Consider the following 21,797-nt stretch of genomic DNA (forward strand, 5'->3'; position numbering starts at 1 on the left):
CCAGCGCGCCGAGCTCAAGCGCCTGCGCGCCGCCGGCAAGGAGGCCGCCGCCTGCTCGGAACCGACGGGGGACCACTCGTCCGGCTCGGCCTCGGAAGCCAACTGAGGCCGGACGACCCGCAAGCTCAGCCGGCGAACGGACTTGGCCGGCCCGGGGTGCGTCCTCATGAGTCCCGCGAGGTCGGCCATCGGCAAGCCAGCCAGGGTCCGCGTTCGACCCATTGCGGACTTTCGGAGAGTCTGGGTACCGGTAGAGCTTCAGTGATCCGCGTGGGGAGCGGCCGGTTGGACATCCACAAACCGAAGCCCTGGCATGGCTTCCGCGACCTCCTGAAGGAGGTCGGCACGATTGTCATCGGCGTGCTGATCGCGCTCTGCGGCGAGCAGGCGGTGGAGTGGCTGCACTGGCGCCATGAGGTCGCCGAGACACGCAAGGCGCTGGACGCGGAGTTGTCCCACGATCTGTTCGCCTTCAAGGATGAGGTCGCGCAGCGAACCTGCATCGCCGGCCGGTTGGCGCAGATCGACCAGTGGGTCGCGCTCAAACGGGCGGGGCGCTTCACGCCGCTGAAGTCCGCCGTGGGTCAGCCCGACCTGTTCAACCTGCACTTCGCGATCTGGGAGGGCGCCACCGGGGAAGCCCGCGCGCACATCCCGCTGGAGGCGCGCATGGCCTACGCGAAGCTCTACGACGTGCTCCAGGCGCACGGCCGCAACATGGACCGAGGCTTCGCGTCCTGGGACCGGCTGGGCGACTTCGCCTTCGACGCCGCGACCAGCCCGCAGGATCTGCAGACCATCGAAGGCCTCGTGCGGCGGCTTCGAGGCGATTTGGACAGCATGCCAGCCTACCAGGCCTACATCGACCGTCTCGGCCAAGACCTCGGCATCCGACCCCAAAGCGACCTCTCGGGCGCCGAGACATCGAACGTGGCGATCCACGAAGCGAGGCTCTGCGCGCCCTTGCTCTGAGGGACGCGAGGTCTGCTTTCCACCCGTTGCTGTCGTTCAGCGAGTCCGCATACCGTCACGCCGAGTGATCCGTCGGGGGGCGGCGATTTGGACATCCACAAACCAAAGCCGTGGCACGACTGGCGCGAGTTCCTGAAGGAGATCGGCACCATCGTGATCGGCGTGCTGATCGCCCTGGCCGGCGAGCAGGCGGTGGAGGCGGGACGGCATCGGGAGATCGTCGCGCGCGGCGAGGACGCCTTGGCCGACAACTTCGGCCGCTTCGTCGAATATACCGCCCAGATCGAGCAGGAGGCCCCCTGCATGGCCGCCCGGGCGGCGGAGCTGCGGACCATCCTGGACCGCGCCGGAGAGACCCGGCGCCTGCCGGCCATCGCCGCGATCCCCCAGCCCTATCCGCTGCCCTGGCAGATCGATACCTGGGAGGCGATGGTGGCCTCAGGCGCCGCGCCCTACCTGCCGCAAGCCAAGACGGTGCTTTACTCGCGCATCGCCATGTCCGGCGTCGACCTCTACAACGCGGCCACCAACGAGTGGACGGAATGGGGCGCGCTGCGCAGCCTGTCCGGCCCGGCCCGCGGGTTCAGCGAGACGGAAGAAGCCAGGGCCCGCGACACCCTCGCGCGCGCCGTCGAGCAGGCCGGCCGGGTCCGGTTCATCGCCGAGCACACGGTCGAGCGGATCCAGGGCACCCGTCTGCTCGACCAAAAGGCCTTCGACCAGGCGGCCTGGCGCGGACGCCATCCCTCGCATCCGGTGACCATGTGCCAGGCCATCGCAGCCGATGAGCGCTGAGGCGACTTCAGCTCGGCTCTCGGGCCCCGGCTTCAGGGGCCCGCCTTCGTCCCCTGCGCCGCCGCCTTCGCCGCCTCCTCCTGGCGGGCGCCGGCGAGGATGTTGGGGAGCGAATAGTTGCCCTCGTGGCAGGCGTGCTCGAACATCGGCTGGGGGGTCTGGAACCAGGAGAATTCCGCGAGCCACGGCGCGGTGAAGGTCTTCGGATCGATGATCGTGAACTGATAGACCAGCTCGGTCTTCGACACCCGCGTCAGCCGCTCGATCACCTTGCTGTCCCCGGGCACGATCAGGGTCGGGAACAGACGCCGGCGGTTGGTGTCGCTCAGGCCCACGGTCTCGATGACCAGGGTGTCCCCCTCCCAGCGGGCGATGGAATCGCCGAGCTGCGACTTGAACGGCGGGCCGTGGGTTGCGGAAAACGGGATGATCCGCACGTCGTCGCCATATTCGACGTGCAGCACCACGTGGTCGCGGGTCTGCAGGATCTGCAGCCGGTTCGCATAGTTCAGCATGGTGAGCGGCGGCGCGCCCAGGCCCACGAGGCAGCGCTCGACCGGCGGGCGGTCCTCCGGATTGTCGTAGGACGGCGGCTTGCCGAGACCCATGGCCTCGCGCCGGGCCTGCGGGGTGTAGGGGATTTTGCCGTCGGCGGGCTCCACCACCAGGCGGGTGTGCCGCACGCCGCGCACCCGGGGGAAGCCGTCCGTCGCCCGCAGCATCGCCGGCGCCTCGGGGTCCAGCGCGCGATCCAGGCCCGCGGCCTGGGCCTCGGCGGCCGCGCTCGCCAGCGCCTTCGCCTCCGGCTCGGGCACGGTGAGCTCAGGCGTCCGGGGCGTCGACTCCAGCAGCAGCAGCGCGTTCGACGCCCACACGCCTTCCAGGCTGGGCTGGCCGCTGGCGGTGCGGGGGGCGACATAGGCGGCCTGGCCGGGCGGAGGCGCGGCGGTTCGGCCCCGCGCCTGGGCGACGCCCGCCGCGGCGGCCGGGAGGGGCAGGAGGGCGCAGGCCAGCAGGCTGGCGGCAAGGCGTTTCACCGTCACGGTTCGTCCCGCATTTCACAGGCCGCAACAGGAATCATTCCTCCGCCCGTCGGGCCAGTGAAGCTTTGTTCACGCAACATCGGTCGGGCCGCGTCGGTCCCGCCGCCGTCGTCGCGATCACCTGGTGAGCGCGCCCTAGTCCGCGGCCAGCGAGCGCCAGCCGATGGCGTGCACCCGCGCCGGTCCCAGCGCCCCGGCCAGCGGCGGCCGGGCGAACAGGCCGGCGAACGCCGCGTCGCGCACGTTCAACCCGCCCGCATAGGCCCCGAAGGCCGGCAGCACGATCCGTTCCCCGTCGGTGACGAAGCAGCGCCGCCTCACCGTCCCGCGCGGCGCCCGCACCCGGGCCGCCGGATGCAGGTGCCCCGCCGCCTCGCCGGGCGCGAGGCCCCCGCGCGGCTCGTGGCGCAGCGTCAGGCCGGCCAGGCTGAGCTCATCGGCGATCTCCCCCGGCAGCCCCTGCGGGCCGTCGGCGTCATGGTTGCCTATCACCCAGACCAGGGTGCGGCCGCGGCTCAAGGCCCGCAGCCGCTCGGCGTCGTCGCCGGCCAGCCGCGCCTCGGACTTGAGGTCATGGAAGGTGTCGCCCAGCAGGATCACGATCCGCGGTTCTAACGCCGCCGCCTCGGCCTCCAGCCGGCGCAGGGTCTCGCGCGTGTCATAGGGCGGCAGCAGCTGGCCGCGCGCGGCGTAGGACGAGCCTTTCTCCAGGTGCAGGTCGGCCACCACCAGAGCGCCCGCCTGCTCGAGCCACAGCGCCCCCGAGGCCCGCAGCATCACCTCGCTCGCCGCCAGCCCCAGCCGCAGCGAGCCGCACGGCGCCACGGCGAAGTCGTAGGCGTAGATGGCGGCGCTCTCGCTCAACTCAGGGCCTCTGCGATCAGGTCTTCTTCGGCTTCGTGCAGGATGATCTCGCCCGCCTGGCCTGGCGAGCGCTCCTTGCCGATCTCCAGCAGGATCGGCACCGAGAACGGCGACAGGTGGTCCAGGCGTGCGTGTCGGATGCGGCCGCGGATGCGCGCCAACATCTGCGAGAGCCGCGCCACGTCGATGAGGCCGGTCGCCGCATCCGCCCGGGCGCAGCGCAGCAGCAAATGGTCCGGCTCGTGGCGGCGCAGCACGTCATAGATCAGGTCGGTCGAGAAGGTGATCTGCCGGCCGGTCTTCTGCTTGTCGCCCGGGAAACGCCGCTCGATCAGGCCGGCGATGATCGCGCAGCCCTTGAAGGCCCGCTTCATCATGAAGCTTTCGGCCAGCCACGCCTCCAGGTCGTCGCCCAGCATGTCCTCGTTGAACAGCTCGTCGAAATCCAGATCGTCCAGCGGATTGAGCGCCCAGACCGCCAGCGCATAGTCGTTGCACACGAACCCCAGCGGCGCGGCGCCGGCCCGCTCCAGCCGGCGCGTCAGCAGCATGGCCAGGGTGGTGTGCGCCAGCCGGCCGTCGAACGGGTAGCAGACCATGAAGTGGCGCTTGCCGCGGGCGAAGGTCTCCAGCAGCATCTCGTCCTCGGCCGGGATCACCGAGCGGTCGCGCTGCGCCTCCAGCCATTCGCGCACGTCCATGGGCAGCACCTTCCAGTGCTCCTGGTCGGTCATCAGCTCGCGCACCCGCTTGGCCAGGAACGTCGAGAGCGCGAACTTCGACCCGCCCCAGGACGGCATCTTGGGATCCTTGGCGCCGCCGGGCCTGACCAGCACGTCGAGGTTGGTGATCCCCACCAGCTCCCAGACCTGGCCGGCGAACACGAAGGTGTCGCCGGGATCGAGCATCTCCAGCATGCCCTCCTCGATCTCGCCGATCTTGCGCCCGACCGAGCCGCGGCGCCCGGCGATCCGCACCGCCAGCATGGCCGGGGAGACGATGGCGCCGACGTTCAGCCGGTGCCGCTGGGCGATCTCGCCGTTCCTCACCCGCCAGCGCCCGTCCTCACCCTTCACGATCCTGCGGAACCGGTCATAGGTCTTCAGCGCATAACCGCCGGTCGAGACGAAATCGACCACCTGCTCGAAGTCCTCCCAGGCGAGGTCGCGATAGGGCCCCGCCGTGATCACCTCGTCGTAGAGGGCCAGCAGGTCGAAGGGCTCGGCGCAGGCGCAGCCCATGACGTGCTGGGCCAGCACGTCGAGCGCCCCGTCGCGCGGCGGATCGCCGTCGAGCACGTTCTGGGCGATGGCCTCGCGGGCGGCCTGGCACTCCAGCATCTCGAACCGGTTGGCCGGCACGAACAGCGCCCGCGACGGCTCGTCCAGCCGGTGGTTGGCGCGGCCGATCCGCTGCACCATCCTGGCCGCTCCCTTGGGCGAGGCCAGCTGGATCACCAGGTCCACGTCGCCCCAGTCGATGCCGAGGTCCAGCGTCGAGGTGCAGACCACGGCCCGCAGCCCGCCCTTGGCCATGGCCGCCTCGACCTTGCGCCGCTGCTCGGCGGCCAGGCTCCCGTGGTGCAGGGCGATCGGCAGGGCGTCCTCGTTCAGTCGCCACAGCTCCTGGAACGCAAATTCGGCCTGGAATCTCGTGTTGACGAACACCAGCGCCGTGCGCGCCGTCTTGATCGCCTCATAGACCTCCGCCATGGCGTGCTGCGCCGTATGCCCGGCCCACGGCACGCGGCCCTCCGACAGCAGCATGTCGACGATCGGCTGAGCGCCCGGCGGCCCGCGCACCAAGTCTATCGAAGCCTCGCCGCATCTGGCGTCCTCTCCCCCTTGCGGAGAGAGGATAGGGAGAGGGGAATCGGCTGCCGCATTTTCTCTGCTTGAGGGGATGACCACGTCCACCGGCCGGTGACAGGCCATCCAGCGCTTGATCACCTGCGGGTCGTCCACCGTCGCCGACAGGCCGACGCGGCGCATGTGCGGCGCCAGCGTCGACAGCCGCGCCAGGTCCAGCGCCAGCAGGTCGCCGCGCTTGGAGGCATGCAGGGTGTGGATCTCGTCGAGGATCACGCAGCGCAGACCCTCGAAAAACAGCCGCGCCCCCTCCCAGGCGCAGAGCAGGGCCAGCTGCTCGGGCGTGGTCAGCAGGATCTCCGGCGGCTTCACCCGCTGCCGCTGGCGCCTGGCCAGGCCGGTGTCGCCGGTGCGGCTCTCGGCGGTGATCGGCAGCCCCATCTCCGCGATCGGCGCGGTGAGGTTGCGCTCCACGTCGACGGCCAGCGCCTTCAAGGGCGAGATGTAGAGGGTATGCAGTCCTGAGGCCGTATTCGGCGGCGGCCGTTCGGAGAGCTCGATCAGGCTCGGCAGGAAGCCCGCCAGCGTCTTGCCCCCGCCGGTCGGCGCGATCAGCAGGGCGTCGCGCCCGGCCCGCGCGCGGCCGATCATCTCCAGCTGGTGGCTGCGCGCGCTCCAGCCGCGGCCGGCGAACCACGCCTGGAACTTCGGCGGCAGGAGGTCGGGGAGCGGGGCGCCGGCGTCGGCCATGCCGAGGCCTATAGCATGTTCCCGTTACGTTTCAGCAGGCGCTTTCCGCGCCCGCAGGCCCAAACAACGGTGTCATCCCGGTTTCGGCGCAGCCGAAGACCGGGACCCCCGACGTCGATGTTTCCGAATGTGCTGCGGCGCCGCCGACGGCTCTTGTCGGCGATCCGGCGCAAGGGGTCCCGGTCTTTCGCGTGCCGCGAAAACCGGGATGACACGGGGTTTTCGTGTCCTTCGGTGCTTTTCGTGGCCTAGAAAAGGGAGGCTGGAGCCTCCCTTCTCAGCGCCAGATCAGCAGGCGTAGTGGCTGGTCACCAGGACGCGGCGGCCGATGTAGGGGTCCCAGACCCAGCGGCGGCTCTCGCAGGTCCGATAGCTATAGCCATCGTAGTCGTAGTAGCCGGGCGCGTAACCATAGGCGTAGCCGCCGCGGTAGTAGCTGTGGCGGCCGCTGTCGGCGAGCGCGGCGCCCAGCGCCAGGCCGGCCACGCCGGCGAAGATCGCCGCGTTGTTGTTGCCGCGGTGGTGGTCCCAGTCGCCGTGATAGCCACCGTGCCACTCGCGCGCGTCGGCGGTGGCCGGGATGGCGGCGGCGGCGACGGCGCCGCCGAAGGTGAGGGCCGCCAGGCCGGCGGCGAGGGTCTTACGCATACTGCAGTCCTCCTTCTCAGCCGGGGTCCAAGGGTCTCGGTTGGCGGGCGCCGGCTCTTGCATCCAGGGTTAAGGCCCAGCGCCTGAACCCTGGCTGAACAGCCGCGTCAGCCTGCCGCAGGCCAACAATCGAAGCCCCAGGCGGGAAGCGCCGTTGCAGAGCTTGCCGGGGTCGGCTTTTATCCCCGCCATCGCGGCGGCCGGGTTGTCGGCGCCGGCGATTGGGGATGTCAGCGATGGTTCGTCCGGTGCTCGCCGTCATGGCGGCAATTTCTTGTCTTGCGCTCAGCGCCTCCGCCTTCGGCCAGACCGCCGCCCAGCGCGGCCCGCAGGAGCGCTCGCCCGCCGCGGCCCGCGCGCCCGCCACCGCCGTCCCCGACGAGCCGCAGCAGGCCGGCCCGGTGGTCGAACGCCGCTCCACGCGCGGCGAGCAGGCCGGCGAACGCCGCATCGGCGACAGCGACATCGCGCTCGCTCCAGTGGTCGAGACGGCCAAGGTCACCCATCACACCGTCACGGTCGGCGGCCGGCCGATCCCCTACGCCGCCACCGCCGGCACCCTCACCCTGCGCGACGAGGACGGCAAGCCGATCGCCTCGATGTTCTACGTGGCCTATGTCGCCGACCGCGCGCCGGGCGCCCCGCCCCGGCCGATCACCTTCCTCTACAACGGCGGCCCGGGCTCGGCGTCCATGTGGCTGCACATGGGCTCCTTCGCCCCGGTCCGCATCCGCACCCCCAACGTCACCGCCATGGCGCCGGCGCCCTATCCCTTGGGCCCCAACCCCGACAGCCTGATCGACAAGACCGACATGGTCTTCCTCGACGCCATCGGCGCCGGCTACTCCCGCCCGCTCGGCGACACCAAGGGCAGTCAGTTCTGGGGCGTGGACGAGGACATCGACGCCTTCGCCCGCGGCATCACCCGCTATGTCTCGATCAACCACCGCTGGGACAGCCCGAAGTTCCTGTTCGGCGAGAGCTACGGCACCACCCGCTCGGCGGGCCTGGTCTATGCCCTGCAAAGCCAGGGCATGCAGTTCAACGGCGTCTTCCTGCTCTCCTCGATCCTCAACTACGGGGTCCGCGACGCCGGCTTCGACCACGTCTTCGTCACCTACATGCCGAGCTTTGCGGCGGCCGCCGCCTACCACCACAAGATCGCCGCTCCCGCCGACCTCGGCGCCTTCCTGAACGAAGTCCGCGCCTGGGCCGCCGGGCCTTACGAGCAGGCGCTCGCCAAGGGCCACAACATCTCCGACGCCGAGCTCGACGCCGTCGCCCGCCAGATGAGCGCCTACACCGGCATCTCGGTCGGCTACCTCAAGGAGGTGAACCTGCGCCTCGACCTGCAGAGGTTCCGCAAGGAGCTGCTGCGCAGCGAGCGCAAGACCATCGGCCGCTATGACAGCCGCTACACCGGCTTCGACGCCGACGCCGGCGGCGAGGGGCCGGAGTTCGACCCCTCCGACGTCGCGGTCTCCGGCGCCTTCATCGGCGCCGCCCACGCCTATCTCGAGGGCGAGCTGGGCTATACGACCAACCTGACCTACCGGCCCTCGGGCAACGGCATCAACCAGGCCTGGAACTGGAAGCACAAGGCCCCGGGCCAGCGCTTCGGCTCGGCCCAGGTCGCCGACACCGCCCAGGACCTGGGCGCCGCGATCCGCGAGAACCCCCACCTGCACGTCTATTCGCTGAACGGCCTCTACGACATGGCCACGCCGTTCTACGGGACGGAATACGACCTCGCCCACATGTGGCTCGACCCGAGCCTGCGCGGCAATGTGCAGTTCGCCTACTACCCCTCCGGCCACATGGTCTACCTCAACCCCGACGCCTTCAAATCCCTGCGCGCCGACGTCGAGCGCATGATGGACCAGGCGCTCGCGCGGTAATTGCCTCCCCTGTGAGCGGCAGCGAACGGGGGAGGGGGACCACGCGCCGACGCCCGCTCAAGCGGGCGGAAGAGCGAGTGGTGGAGGGGGCGAGCCACAGGTTGTGCGCCGGCTTGCCCCTCCCACCATCCGCTGTTCGCTGCGCTCCGCGGACGGTCCCCCCTCCCCGCTGCGCAGGGCGGGCAGTGAAATCCGGCTACGGGTCAGGTTAGATTGCATCCGACCGCTGGACTGTCTCAGCGGATGTATCTGGGTCCGGGCTTTCGCCGGGATGAGCGGTTATTGGGGGGCGAGATGATTAAACACGCAGCGCTGGCGCTTGGAGCGATGCTCCTATTCGTCACAACCCCCGCCCAGGCCGCCCCCGAGCTCGCGCCCCCCGAGCTGACCCCCCACGACTTCACGATCCGCGACTTCCACTTCCGCTCGGGCGAGGCCCTGCCGGAGCTGCGGCTCCACTACTACACCCTGGGCCAGCCGCACCGCGACGCCGCCGGGCATATCGACAACGCCGTCATGATCCTGCACGGCACCGGCGGGTCGGGGCGCCAGTTCGCCGCCCCGCAGTTCGCCGACGTCCTCTTCAAGCCGGGCGGCCTCCTCGACCCCGCGCGCTATTTCATCATCCTGCCCGACGACATCGGCCACGGCGGCTCGTCCAAGCCCTCCGACGGCCTGCGCGCCCATTTCCCGCACTACGACTACGCCGACATGGTCGAGGCCGAACATGCGCTGGCCGCCAAGGGCCTGGGCGTCCAGCGCCTGCGCCTGGTCATGGGCGCCTCCATGGGCTGCATGCACGCCTTCATGTGGGGCGAGGCCTTCCCCGACCAGGTGCGCGCCCTGATGCCGCTCGCCTGCCTGCCGGTGGAGATCGCCGGCCGCAACCGCCTGTGGCGCCAGATGGTCATCGACGCCATCACCACCGACCCCGCCTACGCCGGCGGCGACTACAGGGAACAGCCGGTCCGGGGCCTGACCACGGCGGAGGACCTGCTGATCCTGGCCGGCGCCTCGCCGCTCCCCATGCAGATCGCCTATCCCACCGGGGCGGCGGTCAAGGACTGGTATGAGAGCGAACTGCCCAGGCGGCTGAAGGGCCTCGACGCCAACGACCTGATCTACCAGGTGGCCTCGTCGCGCACCTACGATCCCTCGAGGGGCCTGGAGAAGATCACCGTCCCCATCACCTGGGTGAACTCCGCCGACGACTTCATCAATCCGCCCGAACTCGGCATCGCGCGGCGCGAGGCCGCGCGCCTGAAGAAGGGTCAGTTCGTGCTGATCCCCGCCGGCCCCAACACCCACGGCCACGGCACCCACACCTGGGCGGCGCTGTGGCAGGCCCAGCTCGCCGCCCTCCTGGCCCGCTCCGGGGGCTAGGTCCCCAGACACGGCGACGGCCGCACCCCGTCTGGGACGCGGCCGCCGGTCCTGGCGCTCTGGGCCGCCTTAGTACGGGGTGTAGCCGTTGTTGTAATAGCCGTTGTCGTAATAGCCGTTGTTGTAGGTCCGGCCATAGTAACGGTTGTTGTAGCCGTAGCGGCCGTCATAGGCGCCGTTGTAGCCGTTGCTGTAGATCGGATGATCGTAGTAGCGGCCGTTGTAATAGTAGCTGTAGCGGCCGTCGCACTTGGTCGACGAGCGGCCGATGTTGTTGCCGATCGCAGCGCCCGCCACGCCGCCGATGATCGAGCCGCCGGTCTTGGCGCCGTGGCCCGCCACGTTCGAGCCGATCACCGCGCCTGCGATGCCTCCGATCACCGCGCCGGCCGTGCCGTTGTTGTGCTTCTGCTGGTGGCAGGGGTCCTGGGCGAACGAGGGGCTGGCGATCGCGCCGGCCGCCAGGGCGGCGATCGCGGCGCCGGTAATGATGCGGACATGCATGGGATCGCTCCAATCTTTGTTTCATGCCGGCAAGGTCGTCGTCGCCGGCTTGTGGAGCCAATAAACACCTACGGCCGGATTTGGTTCTCGCTTGCTTGTCGTTGTGTTCTGTTCATCTTGCGTCAGCTTGACTTATGCCACCGTGTGACTTCCGCCCGTCGTCGGATGACGTCTGGAAGAGGTTTGTTTCCTAAAGCCGCGCTAGCCGCCACCCAACTCCAAGGGGCGATAGGGCCCGATCAAGACCGGTGTTATGCTGAAGCTTGTCCGTCGTGCGGGCCGATGGCGATTTTCCGACCCCGCCGGCGCGACCGAAGGGGACGGCCATGCGGAAATCATTTGTCCTGGCCTTGACGGGCCTGATCATTTCCCTCGGCGCCGGATCGGGGACCGCGGGGCCGGCTTGGGGACCTCCGGGCTGGCCGAACCAGCCGATCGATGGCGGCCATCCGCCACCGCCTAAGATAATCCTTGCCCAGGCCCAGACGCCGCCGGCGCCCGACTCCATGGCCGGCATGTCCGCGCGGCTGGACGCCCTGCACCTGATCGCCTCGGAGAGTTTCGGGGCGATGACGCGGGCCAACGAGGCCGCGCCGCCGAAGCTCAAGGAACAGAAGCTCTGGGAGGAGCAGGCCAAGCCGCTGGGCGTCAGGATCAAGACGCTGGAGACCGATGAGGCGACCAACAACGCCGCCATGGTTCCGCTCAACCTCAAGATCCGCCAATGGAACGCCGACTGCGCGGGCCATCCGATCAGCAACGCCCAGGACGCGGTCTGCGGCGACCGCATGAATCTGCTGCAACGGGAGAAGGCGCCGCTCGATCAGAGGAAGCTGGAGATCGAGTCCCAGGCCACGGCGGTCATGAAGCAGTTCACCGCCATCCAGACCCGCTGGCAGACGCTCGACCGCGAGCTCACCGCCTTGCGCGCCCAGTACGACGCGGCCCGCGCCCGTTTCGACGCCGCGACCAGCGAGATGACGCGCCTGCGCCTGGTCATGCATGACGGCTGCGATAAGAAGCGGACGCCGGAGGCCATGGCCTATTGCGGACAGATCGACTGGGACGGCGCCAAGCACGGCCTGCCACCCCTTCCGCCCAATCCGCCGCCTCCGTTCGGCGCCTCGCGCAACTAGGCGCCTCGCCACGCCGGCCCATCCGCGGTAGGGCCTGCCTATGACCCAGACCCTTCGCCGACTGATCGCCCTGCCCGGAGTGGCGCAGCTGGAGTTCAAGGCCGTGATGAAGCGGGAGTTCGCCGAGCCCCAGGCCCGCGCCGAGCACCCGGAGATCGACGCCTGTTCCAAGGTGCTGTTCGGCCTGACCGCCGATGAGGCCCAGGCCGTGGCCCGGCCGGCGGACTGGGACGGGGCCGAGACCTGGGACATCCCCCGCCAGGTCGAGGCCTTCGAGGCGGCAGGCTGGGACGTCACCGACGACAAGCGACGCCCGCTGCGCGTCCTGCCGCATTTCAATCAGCAGCTCTGGCTCGCCCTGCGCGGCGTGGCCGGCGAGCTGCCCTTCCAGCCCCCCCCGCCCGAGACCCCCGACCGCTGGGGCGCCGACCTCGCCGCCGAAGCCAAGCGCTTCAAGAAGCGCTAGGGGCCAGCCGCACGGGCCTCCTCCTCTCCCAGATGCGCAGCATCGTGGGAGAGGTTGGGAGAGGGCGGCGGCGCGGCTCGGACAGCCGGGACCCTGGACCCGTTGTCACCTCTCAGCGCCGTGATCCGCCGGCCGCTCGGGCGCGGATCGGTCTCCCGGCTTCGCGACAGCGGAAGTCGACAATGAACGTCCGCTTGTCGGGCCAAAGCCAACGCGAGCCTTCGGCCCAAAGCCGGCGCCGGGCAGGCCGCAATGCTCAGCGTCGGACGTACCACCGCCTGTTTATCGGTGTAACGTGACCAATGGAGTTGCTGGCGCACACACGTATCGTTTCGTGGGAAGGTGGCAGCCTCTGGGTCGTCGACGCGACGCAGGCCGTGACGGCGGCGCCCAGGCGAACAGAACCTCACGCTCATCACGCCATACAGATTACCCTGGGTCTCGGTGGCTGGTTCCGGCTCGACGCCGGGGGGGCGGACGTCCGTGGTGAAGCCGTCGCCGTTGCCGCCGATGCGACTCACACCTTCGAAGCCGAGGGTCTGTTGGCTATGCTCTTTGTCGAGCCGGAGAGCCGAAACGGGCGGGCGATTTCAAAGACCCTGTTTGGGCAGGAGACGCTGGCCGCGGTGCCGCCATCGATGCTGGGCGATTTCGGAAACAGGATCGCTGCGAATTTTCGCGGCGGGTCCCGGGACGACCACGTTCTGATCGAACTTGGCCGTGGACTGGCAGCTCACATGGCGGGTGGAACCGTGGCGCGCGAGCCGGACCCTCGTGTTCGCAAGATGATTGCATGGGCTGCGCGGCAGTTGGATGGACCGGTGGGTTTGTCGGACGTGGGCGACGTGGGCGGACTTTCGGCCCATCGCCTGCGGCATCTGTTTGTTGAACAGACCGGACTGGCGTTTCGCACATATCTGCTCTGGTTGAGGCTGACGCGGGCGCTCGAGAACCTGGCGGATGGAGCGTCCTTGACGCAATCGGCTCACGAAGCGGGCTTTGCCGATTCCGCTCACTTCAGCCGCACCTTCAAGCGGATGTTCGGCATCGCTCCGGCGTCGCTGCGAATGACGTAGCCCTTCCGTTCAAGTCCCTCCTCCGCCGCTGGCCTACGTCATGGTCATCGACAACCGGAAACCGAGGAGGTTCCAGTGACTGACCAATCCCTCTGCCAACCGTGCCCGTGCACCGAGCCCTGCGACTGCGGCTCACCGGGCGAATGCCAGGCCGAGCTCACGCCCTGCACCTGCGTCGGCGAATGCGCTTGCGGCTCGGCCGCGTCCTGCCCGACCGCGTAATTCGACCACGCCAAGCCTCAGCGCCGACCTTCGCGGCCGGCCTGAGCGCCCGTCTTTCAGACTGGAGAATGTGTCATGGAATTTTTCGTAGGTGTGGCCTTGGCGCTTGGCGTGACGGTGTTCGCCGCCCGGTCCGGATTCGACCGGGATCGGGCGTTTTACCCGACGCTGCTGGTCGTGATCGCCAGCTACTACGATCTCTTCGCCATTCTCGGCGGCTCCGGACGGGCGCTTGGTCTGGAAACGGCGGAGCTCGTCGTTTTTGCCGCCGTAGCGATAGTCGGGTTCAGGACGAATCTCTGGTTCATCGTCCTTGGCCTGTTTGCGCACGGCGCCCTCGACCTCGGACACGGGCGCCTCATCACCAATCCCGGCCTGCCCGCCTGGTGGCCGATGTTCTGTATGGCCTACGATTGGACGGCTGCTGCCGCTCTGGCTTGGCGGCTTGCCCGCCCCAGCGCTGGCCGAGATTATCCGCTCGCGCCCGAGGCATACCGGCAGCGGATCAGCCCTCTTGTGGCGACGGAACTGCAAGCAGCGAAGCTCGAGGAGCGATCCGGGAACTGGACGGGATCGTTTCGGCGGCTAGAGCGGGCCCACATCCTTAGCCAGGCTTCTACGGCTGAGCATATCAGGGTCCACTCGCACATGCTCGGCTGGGCGATCCGCCGGCAAGACCTGCGCGAAGCGCTGGCTCAGGTCCTGCGCATCGTAGGCGCGGCGACCAAGACCGTGTTTGGGTTGATCCCCGAAGGCAATACGGGTGGCGGCGACGTGGGAGCCTTCCGATCCCATGGAATTCCCGAGGACCTGGCTGCGCAGATCACGGCGTCGCGGCCCCCGGTCATCGGCCGTCGCATAGGCCTACTCCTTGCCGTGGGTTTTCTGGTAAGCTGTGGGCTGGGAGTGCGGTCGGTCGTGGCAGCGCCGGTGGACGTCCGAACCGCGTCGGTCGAGGGGCACAGCATCGCCTATCGGATGCTCGGCTCCGGCCAGCCGGTCATTGTGATGTTGGCTGGACTCGGCGACGGCATGGACTCCTTCAGCGAGGTGGCGGCTGAACTCGCAAAATCCGCGACCGTGATCATTTACGATCGTCCGGGCTATGGCCTCAGTGAGCCTGCGTCGCGTCCCGCAGACGCGTCAGCCGCCGCCAGTGACCTCTCTGTCATCCTCGCGCAGACCGGCGTCCGAGGCCCCTACATCCTGGTCGGCCACTCGCTCGGCGGTCTCTATGCCGAATACTATGCCGCCCATCATCCGGACCAGGTGAGGGGTCTCGTCCTGGAAGAGTCACGGCCGGCGAATTTCACGCAACGGTGCGAGTCCGCCGGTCTCGCCATGTGCGTCCCGACCGACGACATGGTGCGGATGATGGCGAGGGGCGTACGCGATGAGGTCGCAAGCCTCGCGCTGACAATGACCCAGGTAGAGGCCGCCCGCCCGGTCCGCCGCAAGCCTGTTCTCGTGCTGTCGCGGCCATTGGGCGCCAAACCCTCGCCGATGGACGGCCTCTGGGTTCAGGGCCAAGCAGAGCTGGCGGCGCGCTATGCGGGGGCCATCCACCTCACCGCCCCGGCCGGCGGCCACTACATCCATCGCGAGCAGCGAGACTGGTTCGTCTCAGCGGTGCGCCAATTCTATGCAGCCATGGGCGATCAGCGATGACCTTCTCGGCCTTCGCTGCGATAACGGCATGCTTCAGCCAGTTCGCCGTTCTGGTGTCCGTCGTCTTTGTCATGCGCCAGATGCGGCTGAGCAGCCGGCACCAGCAGGCGACCATCCGACATGGACGGGTCCAGCAGCTGCAGATGATCTACCAACAGGCCTCGCAGGCTGGATCTTCGGACATCTTCACCCGCGGGCTCGCGGGCGACGCCACCTTGGACGGGTCCGAATGCAATCGGTTCGTGTGGCTCGCCAGCGCCATGTTCAACATGTTCGAAAATATGTTCGACCAGCACCGCGAGGGGATTGTCGACAAACAAACCTTTGCCTCCGCCGTGGCGTCAATGCGCTTCCAACTCGCAATGCCGGGCGCCCGCGCCGCCTGGATGGTCATTCGGGGCCGATACACGAAGGAGTACGTCAACTACGTCGATCGCCTAGTGGCCGGAACGGTGACGGACGGCGTGGCCGACATCTCCGCGTCCTGGCGCGGATATCTGGCGACGGTTGGCCCCCAAGCGTAGCGCCTTTCTCGCGAGACGCTTCCCACCTTCAGGTGAAATGGATGTCCGCTCCCCACCCGTTGCTGTCCTTGAGCGAGTCCGGATACCGTCGGGCCAAGTGAACCGCTGGGGGGCGGCGACATGGAAATCCACAAACCAAAGCCATGGCATGGCTGGCGGGAATTCCTGAAGGAATACCTGATCATCGTGGTGGGCGTGCTGACCGCGCTGGCCAGCGAGCAACTGGTGGAAAGGATTCACCGAAGCGAGGAGGCGAGGGTTGCGGAACGCGCCATGCGCCTGGAGCTAGGCCAGGACGACGGGCAGCAAGCCTTTGGGCGCGTGGTGCTCGCACACTGCTTCGACAACCGCATCGCCCAGATCCATGACGGCGCCTTCGCCGCGCCCGCCGATCAGCTGCGCAAGTGGGTCGCCGCCTACGTGCCGCCGTACAGGAGCTGGGACAATGAGGCGTGGAAGGCGATCGTCTCCTCGGACATCGGCAACATCATGGGCGCCGAGCGGCTTGTCGACTGGTCTGCGGCGTACCGGATCGTGCCAGGGCTGAATGAGACAAACGCTCGTGAATCCGAGCTGGCCGCCCAACTACGCGACGCGCTCCCGCCGTCCGGGGAACCCTCCGCGGCCCGTCGGCAAGACCTGAGACGCCTGGCCGGGCTGCTGCGGCTGGCGAACGACAGAATGTCCCGGGGATCGGAGTTGTTTCTCGCCCGTATTCGCCCGTTGGACGCGACCGTGCCCGTCGCTAGCCAACAGACCCTGCTTAGCCGAGCGCGCGCCCTCTACGGCGACTGCGTCGTCGCGCCCGATCTGCGCACCCCACCCGCGGCGGGTGACCCCAGCGCGAACCTGCGCGGCTTTGTGCATCAGCCGGACCCCAGACCAGGCGCGCGTCGCTAACGTCCGCTCCCCACCCCTAGCTGGCGTTCGCGGCGCCGGCTTGCGAGGACCGAACGCCGGTCCGCCCTAGGGCATCACCGTCACCGACTCGAGGAAGGCCTGCGCGTCCGGCGGCAGCACGCCGCCGGTGCACAGCACCATCACCTGCACCAGGCGGCGGTTCACCAGGATCACCCGGCTGCGGATGGTCAGGTTGGTGGTCGAGGCGTCGTATTCGCGGGCCTCGCCGCCCGACCAGCTGAGCGTGCGCACCGGGCCCACGATCTGGCCGCTCATGCCCTTCACCGCCGCCGGCGCCACGCCGTCGATGTTCATCGCGTTGCTGTTGCCGGTCCAGTCGCTGACCCCGATCATGTAGGCGACGTCGGGCTTGCCGATCACCACGATGTGGTCGTCGCTGACGGTCACCCCGCTCACCTGGGCGGTGTTGCGCTGCACCTGCGGCTGGGCCTCCGCCGGCGCCCGGAAGATCACGTGCAGGTCGGGGTAGCGGAAGGTCTTCCAGCTGGCGGGCGCGCTCTGAGCGCCTTGGGCCTGGGCCTGCGGGGCGGTGACGCCGAACGCCAGGACGGCGGCCAGGGCGAGGAACAGGGCGCGCATGGGCGGCCTCCGTTGAGCTGTGGCCGCCACGCTAGCACAGCTTGGCCGTGGGGGAATGCGGCGCCGCGGCCCCTCGCGCCCCTGCCGCAATCAGGTTAGGGCTCGATCGGTCAGCCCGGAGACGCGAATGAAACCGCCGCCCAAGCGGCTCTCCGACCTGAAGGGGTCGGGAAAGTCCACGACCTATGCCGCCCCCACGCCCAAGGTCTCGCGCCAGAAGCGGGCCAAGGTGCTCACCGCCGCCGAGCGCGCCGCCTTCCTCGCCTCGCGGCCCGACCTCGCCGCCAAGAAGCGCTGAGGGTCTAGCCGCCGAGCTTCCAGCCGACCTCGTTGGCCAGCCGCTGGAAGAACTCCGGCTCATAGGCCGCTTCCGGATCGGCGCGCACCAACTGGTCCATCTTCTTGGCGTCCTCGCCCACCAGGATCCGCCAGCGGTCGGCCTTCACCCCGTCCAGGATGATGGTGGCGGCCTCGGCCGCTGAGGTCGGCGCCTCCTCCAGGAAGCGGCGGTGCTGCTCGGCGGCCATGGCCTCGATCTGGTCGTCGGTCAGCCCGGCGGCCGCCGGGCCCATGGCCTTGCCGATGCGCGCCCGGGCCTGGGCCAGCTCCTCGGGGCTCAGCGTGTCCTCGTCGCGGCCGGTGATCACCTTGCGCGAGTTGGCGACGATGGAGGTGCCGATATGGCCGGGCATCACCACCGAGACGTGGATGTGCGGGGCGTTGAGCCGAAGGTCGGTGACCAGGGCCTCCGAGAAGCCCTTCACCGCGAACTTCGCCGCCGCATAGGCCGTGTGGCTGACGCTGGGCCCCAGGCTGGCCCAGAAGCCGTTCACGCTCGAGGTGTTGACGATGTGCGCCTCCTCGGCGGCCTGCATCAGCGGCAGGAAGGTGCGCACCCCCAGATAGACCCCGCCCCAGCAGACGTTGAAGGTGCGCTCCCAGGTGGCGCGCTCGTCGGCGATCATCGAGCCGCCGCCGCCGATCCCGGCGTTGTTGAACAGCAGGTGCAGCCGGTCGGTGTCGTGCTCGCGCTCGAACTCGGCGCGGAAGCGCTTCAGCTGGCTCTCGTCCGAGACGTCGGCCAGGTGGCTGGTCACCCGCGTGCCCTGCGGCGGCCGGTCCTTCTCGATGATCGCCAGGGTCTCAGCCATGTTCTTGGCCGAGACGTCGCACATGGCCACGTTGCAGCCCTCGGCCGCCAGCTGCCGGGCGAGTTCGCGGCCCATGCCCGTGCCGCCGCCGGTCACCACCGCGAACCGGCCGGTGAATTCCTTCATGGCGCGTCCCCTCATCTGTTGGCGGCAATCAACGCGGATGACGGCGGGGAAGTCAAAGCGCCGCGCCGAAGCCCTGGCGCCGCGGCTCCGCCCTGGCTAGGAGGGGGCCATGACCGCCAGCCCCGTCCCCCACGTCCTCGTCACCGGCTCCACCCGCGGGATCGGGGCGGCGGTCGTGCAGGCGCTCACGGCCCGCGGCGCCCGCGTGGTCGGCCACGGCCGCACGGCCGGCGACAACATCATCGCCGCCAACCTGGAACAGCCCGCCGCGCCCCAGGCCCTGTGGGATGAGGCGCTCGCCCGCCTCGACGGCCGCATCGATGTGCTGATCAACAACGCCGGGGTGTTCGAGCCCATCGCGGTGGACGCGCCGCTGGCCGACTGGCGCGCCGCCTGGGCCCGCACCCTGCAGATCAACCTGCAGGCCAGCGCCGACCTCTGCCGCGCCGCCATCCTGCATTTCCGGGCGCGCGATCCCTCAGGCGGCCGTATCGTCAACATCGCCAGCCGCGCCGCCTACCGCGGCGACAGCCCCGCCCACTGGCATTACGCCGCCTCCAAGGCCGGCATGGTCGGCATGACCAAGTCCATCGCCCGCGGCTATGCGGCCGAGCAAATCCTGGCGTTCGCCATCTGCCCGGGCTTCGTGATGACCGGGATGGCTGAGGACTATCTGGCCAGCCGCGGTGGCGACAAGCTCCTGGCCGACATCCCGCTCGGCCGCGTCGCGGCGCCGGAGGAGGTGGCCGGCGCCGCCGCTTACCTGGCCCTCGACGCGCCGGCCTCCATGACCGGCGCGGTCCTCGACATCAACGGCGCCAGCTTCGTGCGCTGAGCTTGCCCGGAACATACGCAGAACATAAGGTGGCGCCATGCCACCGCTGCGCCCCCGCTACGACCCGATCCCCGACGACGGCGCCCTGACGCTCGGCGATCACCGGCGCTATCCGGCCGCGCGCCTGCTGCTCACCTGTTCGCTGTGCGGCTGGCAGAAGGCCTACAGCCCCGAGCGGGTCATCGACCGCATGCGAAAGCTTCGCGCCGGCGGCCACCCCAGTCCGGTCGCCGGCCTCGCCCGCCGCGTCGCCTGGCCCTGTCCCATGTGCCGCCGCGTGAAATGGCGCATGCAGCTGGCCCAGCCCGCCGACCTCAGCCCCCGCGAGGCCCGGCGCCTGACCGGCCTCTACCGGAACTGATCGCCCTCGGGCGCGCCGCCCTCGCCGCGCGCCTCGATGATGTCGGTCAGGCCGTTCTCGTCGATCGCCGCGCCGTCGGCGTCGAAGCCCTCGAACCTCACGTCGGCATAGTGCAGCCGGTCCATGATCTTCAGCGCGCTCTCCTCGGTCCGGGCCTTGTGGGTGGTCGAGCCGGCGGGGCGATGGGCGATGATCATATAGGGCATGGGCGCGATCATACGCCCTGCGCGCGTCCAGGCCCTAGCGGTCCTGCGGCCCCCCGCCGCCGGACCCGCTCGGCGGTCCCGCCATCCGCGCCAGCAGGGCCTGGCCCTCGGCGGTGATGTCCCAGCCTTCCCGCCCGCGGGTGGCGTAGCCCAGCTCGGTCAGGGCGCGGGCGTCGGCGATATTGATGAACGGCACCTCGTCGCCCCCGCCCTTGCGGGCCAGGTTGCGCAGCGCATGCAGTTGGCCGTCGGTCAGCGGAGCCATGGCCCACGATACCTCGCCCGCCCAAAATCCCGCAGAGCCATTCCGCCCCGATCCTCCCGCAATCCTTCCCCCCGCCGCGGCCGCCTAGCCGTGCGGCTTGCCGGCATAGAAGTGCGGCCGCCGGGTGAAGTGATAGGCGGTGGAATCCATCGCCTCCAGGGCGATCGACAGCGCGTGATAGTCGCGCCCGAACGGCTTGCAGGTCAGCCGCAGCGCCCGCAGCTTGTCGACCAGCGGCTCCAGCTCCTCGAACCGCGCGACGGGATCCCTCATCCCCACATAATTCCGGCGCACCATGGCTTCACTCCCTTGGACTGACCCATGAACAAAACCGGAACTTGAGCCGAGCCGCAACCGATCCCAGGTTGCGAAAAACCGCCGGCCTCATCCGAGGGGCGAGGGGCCCCAAGCCGGGCCCCAAACCGGGCGCCAGGCTTGGCCTTCGATCTTGCCAGGCCACGCCGCGCCGGATATTTTATGCGCCAGACCGTGATGGGGAAGTCGGAGAGGGCGCGCCATGCCGCTCTACACCTTCTATCCGTGCAGGCCGGACGGCTCGTCGGTGACCTTCGAGACCGTCGAGCTCGAGGATGACGGCCAGGCCTTCATCCACTGCCTGGACATCCTGGACCAGCACCTCAGCGCCTCGCACGTGGTCGCCTGGTGCGCGGAGCGCCGGGTGACCGCGCGCCACCGCGCCCACGCCGACCTGGCCGCCGTCATCCCCCGCCCGGCCACGCCGGAACCGGCGAAGCTCTAGGCCGCCGGACCCTAGGGCTCGCCTTCCTCCGCCCGCGCATATTCCTCCGGCGTGACGTCGCAATAGCGCTTGACGATCACCGTCATCCCCTGCGGCTCCGTCTCGGCCCGCATGGCCTCCACCACCATGATCTTCTCGCAGTATTTCTTGGGCGCCAGCCGCGCGGTCAGCCAGCGCAGGGTGTCGAAACGCAGCCGGTCGGCCCAGACGCTCTTCGGCGTCGCGGCCAGCCCCACCTCGCGCACCTCGTCCATCAGGGTATCGGCCTGCCGACGGCGCGCCTCGACGTACATGTCCTCGAAGCCGGGGTTGGCCTTCAGCCAGTCATAGACCTTGCTCGCGCGGGGCATGCCCGGCTCGGCGCAGATCGCGACCAGGCTCGCCCCCTCGGCGATCCGCCGGCAGATCGTCTCGCCGATGTCCGGCCTATAGGTCGACGCAGCCCGACCGCCCTGAACGGTGATCCCGCGTCGCGCGTCGCGATCCCGAAGCCGCGCAGCCAGGCGCGCCGCCCGCTGCGCCGAGGCGAGCGCCTCGGCGAACTCAGGCCGCGCCGCGGCCCAGTTGCGGATCGTCCGGCGGCACGGCAGGCCCGCCGTGGCGCTGATCGAGCGCAGGCTCTCGCCCCCCGCCACCCGGCCGCAGACCTCCCGCCCCAGCTCCGGCGAATACAGGCTCGCGCCCGCCGGCGCGCCCGGCGCGCCCACTTCAAATGGCATTCAATTAAATCCTGTCATCCCGGCCAACGGAGCGGCGCAGCCGCGCAGGCCGAGCCGGGACCCATTGAGCGTTCCAGAAAAGCCCCCTGCCTCCCCCGTTCACGGGGGAGGGGGACC

At 69.5% G+C, this 21,797-nt stretch carries 25 protein-coding genes; 14 read left to right on the forward strand and 11 right to left on the reverse strand.

The features are described 5' to 3' along the window. Positions 1-285 precede the first annotated feature (285 nt). On the forward strand, positions 286-972 hold the full coding sequence (locus VGT80_RS01155; RefSeq protein WP_327452172.1) for a hypothetical protein: 687 nt from the start codon (positions 286-288) through the stop codon (positions 970-972). Between the two features lie 87 nt (positions 973-1,059). Then, on the forward strand, positions 1,060-1,767 hold the full coding sequence (locus VGT80_RS01160; RefSeq protein WP_327452174.1) for a hypothetical protein: 708 nt from the start codon (positions 1,060-1,062) through the stop codon (positions 1,765-1,767). A 32-nt stretch (positions 1,768-1,799) separates the two neighbouring features. On the opposite strand, the gene VGT80_RS01165 is transcribed toward VGT80_RS01160, so the two are convergent. From VGT80_RS01165 to VGT80_RS01180, 4 genes are all read right to left on the reverse strand, one after another. Continuing rightward, positions 1,800-2,810: a hypothetical protein gene (locus VGT80_RS01165; RefSeq protein WP_327452176.1), complete on the reverse strand. Its 1,011-nt coding sequence runs from the start codon at positions 2,808-2,810 to the stop codon at positions 1,800-1,802. Between the two features lie 135 nt (positions 2,811-2,945). After that, complete coding sequence (gene pdeM, locus VGT80_RS01170; protein WP_327452178.1) at positions 2,946-3,674, reverse strand: ligase-associated DNA damage response endonuclease PdeM; 729 nt, start codon at positions 3,672-3,674, stop codon at positions 2,946-2,948. Then, positions 3,671-6,232 carry a ligase-associated DNA damage response DEXH box helicase gene (locus VGT80_RS01175; protein WP_327452180.1) on the reverse strand — a complete coding sequence of 854 codons (2,562 nt, stop codon included), beginning with the start codon at positions 6,230-6,232 and terminating at the stop codon, positions 3,671-3,673. Before VGT80_RS01175 ends, pdeM begins: the two co-directional genes overlap by 4 nt. A gap of 288 nt (positions 6,233-6,520) precedes the next feature. Further along, complete coding sequence (locus VGT80_RS01180) at positions 6,521-6,880, reverse strand: hypothetical protein (RefSeq protein WP_327452181.1); 360 nt, start codon at positions 6,878-6,880, stop codon at positions 6,521-6,523. A 236-nt stretch (positions 6,881-7,116) separates the two neighbouring features. On the opposite strand from VGT80_RS01180, the gene VGT80_RS01185 reads away from it, so the two are divergent. Together VGT80_RS01185 and VGT80_RS01190 are read left to right on the forward strand one after the other, a co-directional pair. After that, positions 7,117-8,778: a S10 family peptidase gene (locus tag VGT80_RS01185; protein WP_327452182.1), complete on the forward strand. Its 1,662-nt coding sequence runs from the start codon at positions 7,117-7,119 to the stop codon at positions 8,776-8,778. Positions 8,779-9,105: 327 nt separating this feature from the next. Then, entirely contained in the window at positions 9,106-10,161 is a 1,056-nt protein-coding gene (locus VGT80_RS01190) for an alpha/beta fold hydrolase (RefSeq protein ID WP_327452184.1), read from the forward strand. A 69-nt stretch (positions 10,162-10,230) separates the two neighbouring features. Here the strand turns inward: VGT80_RS01190 and VGT80_RS01195 are convergent, their stop codons facing one another. Continuing rightward, positions 10,231-10,665 carry a glycine zipper 2TM domain-containing protein gene (locus tag VGT80_RS01195; protein WP_327452187.1) on the reverse strand — a complete coding sequence of 145 codons (435 nt, stop codon included), beginning with the start codon at positions 10,663-10,665 and terminating at the stop codon, positions 10,231-10,233. Between the two features lie 506 nt (positions 10,666-11,171). Between VGT80_RS01195 and VGT80_RS01200 the strand changes: the two genes are divergently transcribed. The 6 genes from VGT80_RS01200 (at position 11,172) to VGT80_RS01225 (ending at position 16,657) form a co-directional block, all read left to right on the forward strand. Then, a complete protein-coding gene (locus VGT80_RS01200) occupies positions 11,172-11,801 on the forward strand; it encodes a hypothetical protein (protein ID WP_327452189.1) in 630 nt (209 codons plus the stop codon). A 40-nt stretch (positions 11,802-11,841) separates the two neighbouring features. After that, on the forward strand, positions 11,842-12,267 hold the full coding sequence (locus tag VGT80_RS01205) for a hypothetical protein (RefSeq protein ID WP_327452190.1): 426 nt from the start codon (positions 11,842-11,844) through the stop codon (positions 12,265-12,267). Between the two features lie 302 nt (positions 12,268-12,569). After that, positions 12,570-13,343: an AraC family transcriptional regulator gene (locus VGT80_RS01210; protein WP_327452192.1), complete on the forward strand. Its 774-nt coding sequence runs from the start codon at positions 12,570-12,572 to the stop codon at positions 13,341-13,343. A gap of 297 nt (positions 13,344-13,640) precedes the next feature. Beyond that, on the forward strand, positions 13,641-15,233 hold the full coding sequence (locus VGT80_RS01215) for an alpha/beta fold hydrolase (protein WP_327452194.1): 1,593 nt from the start codon (positions 13,641-13,643) through the stop codon (positions 15,231-15,233). Next, positions 15,230-15,757, forward strand: coding sequence for a hypothetical protein (locus tag VGT80_RS01220; protein ID WP_327452196.1), 528 nt, complete (start codon positions 15,230-15,232; stop codon positions 15,755-15,757). The genes VGT80_RS01215 and VGT80_RS01220 overlap by 4 nt, the downstream gene beginning before the upstream one ends. 120 nt (positions 15,758-15,877) lie before the next feature. Then, positions 15,878-16,657 carry a hypothetical protein gene (locus VGT80_RS01225; RefSeq protein ID WP_327452198.1) on the forward strand — a complete coding sequence of 260 codons (780 nt, stop codon included), beginning with the start codon at positions 15,878-15,880 and terminating at the stop codon, positions 16,655-16,657. A gap of 66 nt (positions 16,658-16,723) precedes the next feature. Here VGT80_RS01225 and VGT80_RS01230 read toward each other — a convergent pair whose 3' ends face one another. Next, a complete protein-coding gene (locus VGT80_RS01230; RefSeq protein WP_327452200.1) occupies positions 16,724-17,257 on the reverse strand; it encodes a hypothetical protein in 534 nt (177 codons plus the stop codon). A 127-nt stretch (positions 17,258-17,384) separates the two neighbouring features. Between VGT80_RS01230 and VGT80_RS01235 the strand changes: the two genes are divergently transcribed. Continuing rightward, entirely contained in the window at positions 17,385-17,555 is a 171-nt protein-coding gene (locus VGT80_RS01235) for a hypothetical protein (protein ID WP_327452202.1), read from the forward strand. Positions 17,556-17,559: 4 nt separating this feature from the next. On the opposite strand, the gene VGT80_RS01240 is transcribed toward VGT80_RS01235, so the two are convergent. Next, positions 17,560-18,534: an SDR family NAD(P)-dependent oxidoreductase gene (locus VGT80_RS01240; protein WP_327452203.1), complete on the reverse strand. Its 975-nt coding sequence runs from the start codon at positions 18,532-18,534 to the stop codon at positions 17,560-17,562. A gap of 109 nt (positions 18,535-18,643) precedes the next feature. Between VGT80_RS01240 and VGT80_RS01245 the strand changes: the two genes are divergently transcribed. Together VGT80_RS01245 and VGT80_RS01250 are read left to right on the forward strand one after the other, a co-directional pair. Next, complete coding sequence (locus VGT80_RS01245; RefSeq protein ID WP_327452204.1) at positions 18,644-19,369, forward strand: SDR family oxidoreductase; 726 nt, start codon at positions 18,644-18,646, stop codon at positions 19,367-19,369. A 37-nt stretch (positions 19,370-19,406) separates the two neighbouring features. Then, positions 19,407-19,730 carry a hypothetical protein gene (locus tag VGT80_RS01250; RefSeq protein ID WP_327452205.1) on the forward strand — a complete coding sequence of 108 codons (324 nt, stop codon included), beginning with the start codon at positions 19,407-19,409 and terminating at the stop codon, positions 19,728-19,730. Here VGT80_RS01250 and VGT80_RS01255 read toward each other — a convergent pair. The 3 genes from VGT80_RS01255 to VGT80_RS01265 form a co-directional block, all read right to left on the reverse strand. Continuing rightward, the gene (locus VGT80_RS01255; RefSeq protein ID WP_327452206.1) at positions 19,718-19,936 is read right to left on the reverse strand and encodes a hypothetical protein; all 219 of its coding nucleotides are present in this window, start codon (positions 19,934-19,936) and stop codon (positions 19,718-19,720) included. The genes VGT80_RS01250 and VGT80_RS01255 overlap by 13 nt on opposite strands. Before the next feature lie 34 nt (positions 19,937-19,970). Next, on the reverse strand, positions 19,971-20,201 hold the full coding sequence (locus VGT80_RS01260) for a hypothetical protein (RefSeq protein ID WP_327452208.1): 231 nt from the start codon (positions 20,199-20,201) through the stop codon (positions 19,971-19,973). A gap of 84 nt (positions 20,202-20,285) precedes the next feature. Further along, a complete protein-coding gene (locus VGT80_RS01265) occupies positions 20,286-20,498 on the reverse strand; it encodes a hypothetical protein (RefSeq protein ID WP_327452209.1) in 213 nt (70 codons plus the stop codon). Positions 20,499-20,718: 220 nt separating this feature from the next. On the opposite strand from VGT80_RS01265, the gene VGT80_RS01270 reads away from it, so the two are divergent. Further along, the gene (locus tag VGT80_RS01270) at positions 20,719-20,961 is read left to right on the forward strand and encodes a hypothetical protein (protein ID WP_327452210.1); all 243 of its coding nucleotides are present in this window, start codon (positions 20,719-20,721) and stop codon (positions 20,959-20,961) included. 11 nt (positions 20,962-20,972) lie between these two features. On the opposite strand, the gene VGT80_RS01275 is transcribed toward VGT80_RS01270, so the two are convergent. Then, a complete protein-coding gene (locus VGT80_RS01275; protein ID WP_327452211.1) occupies positions 20,973-21,680 on the reverse strand; it encodes a hypothetical protein in 708 nt (235 codons plus the stop codon). Between the last annotated feature and the right edge of the window lie 117 nt (positions 21,681-21,797).

This window comes from Phenylobacterium sp. (genome assembly GCF_035944335.1).
Lineage (GTDB): Bacteria > Pseudomonadota > Alphaproteobacteria > Caulobacterales > Caulobacteraceae > Phenylobacterium.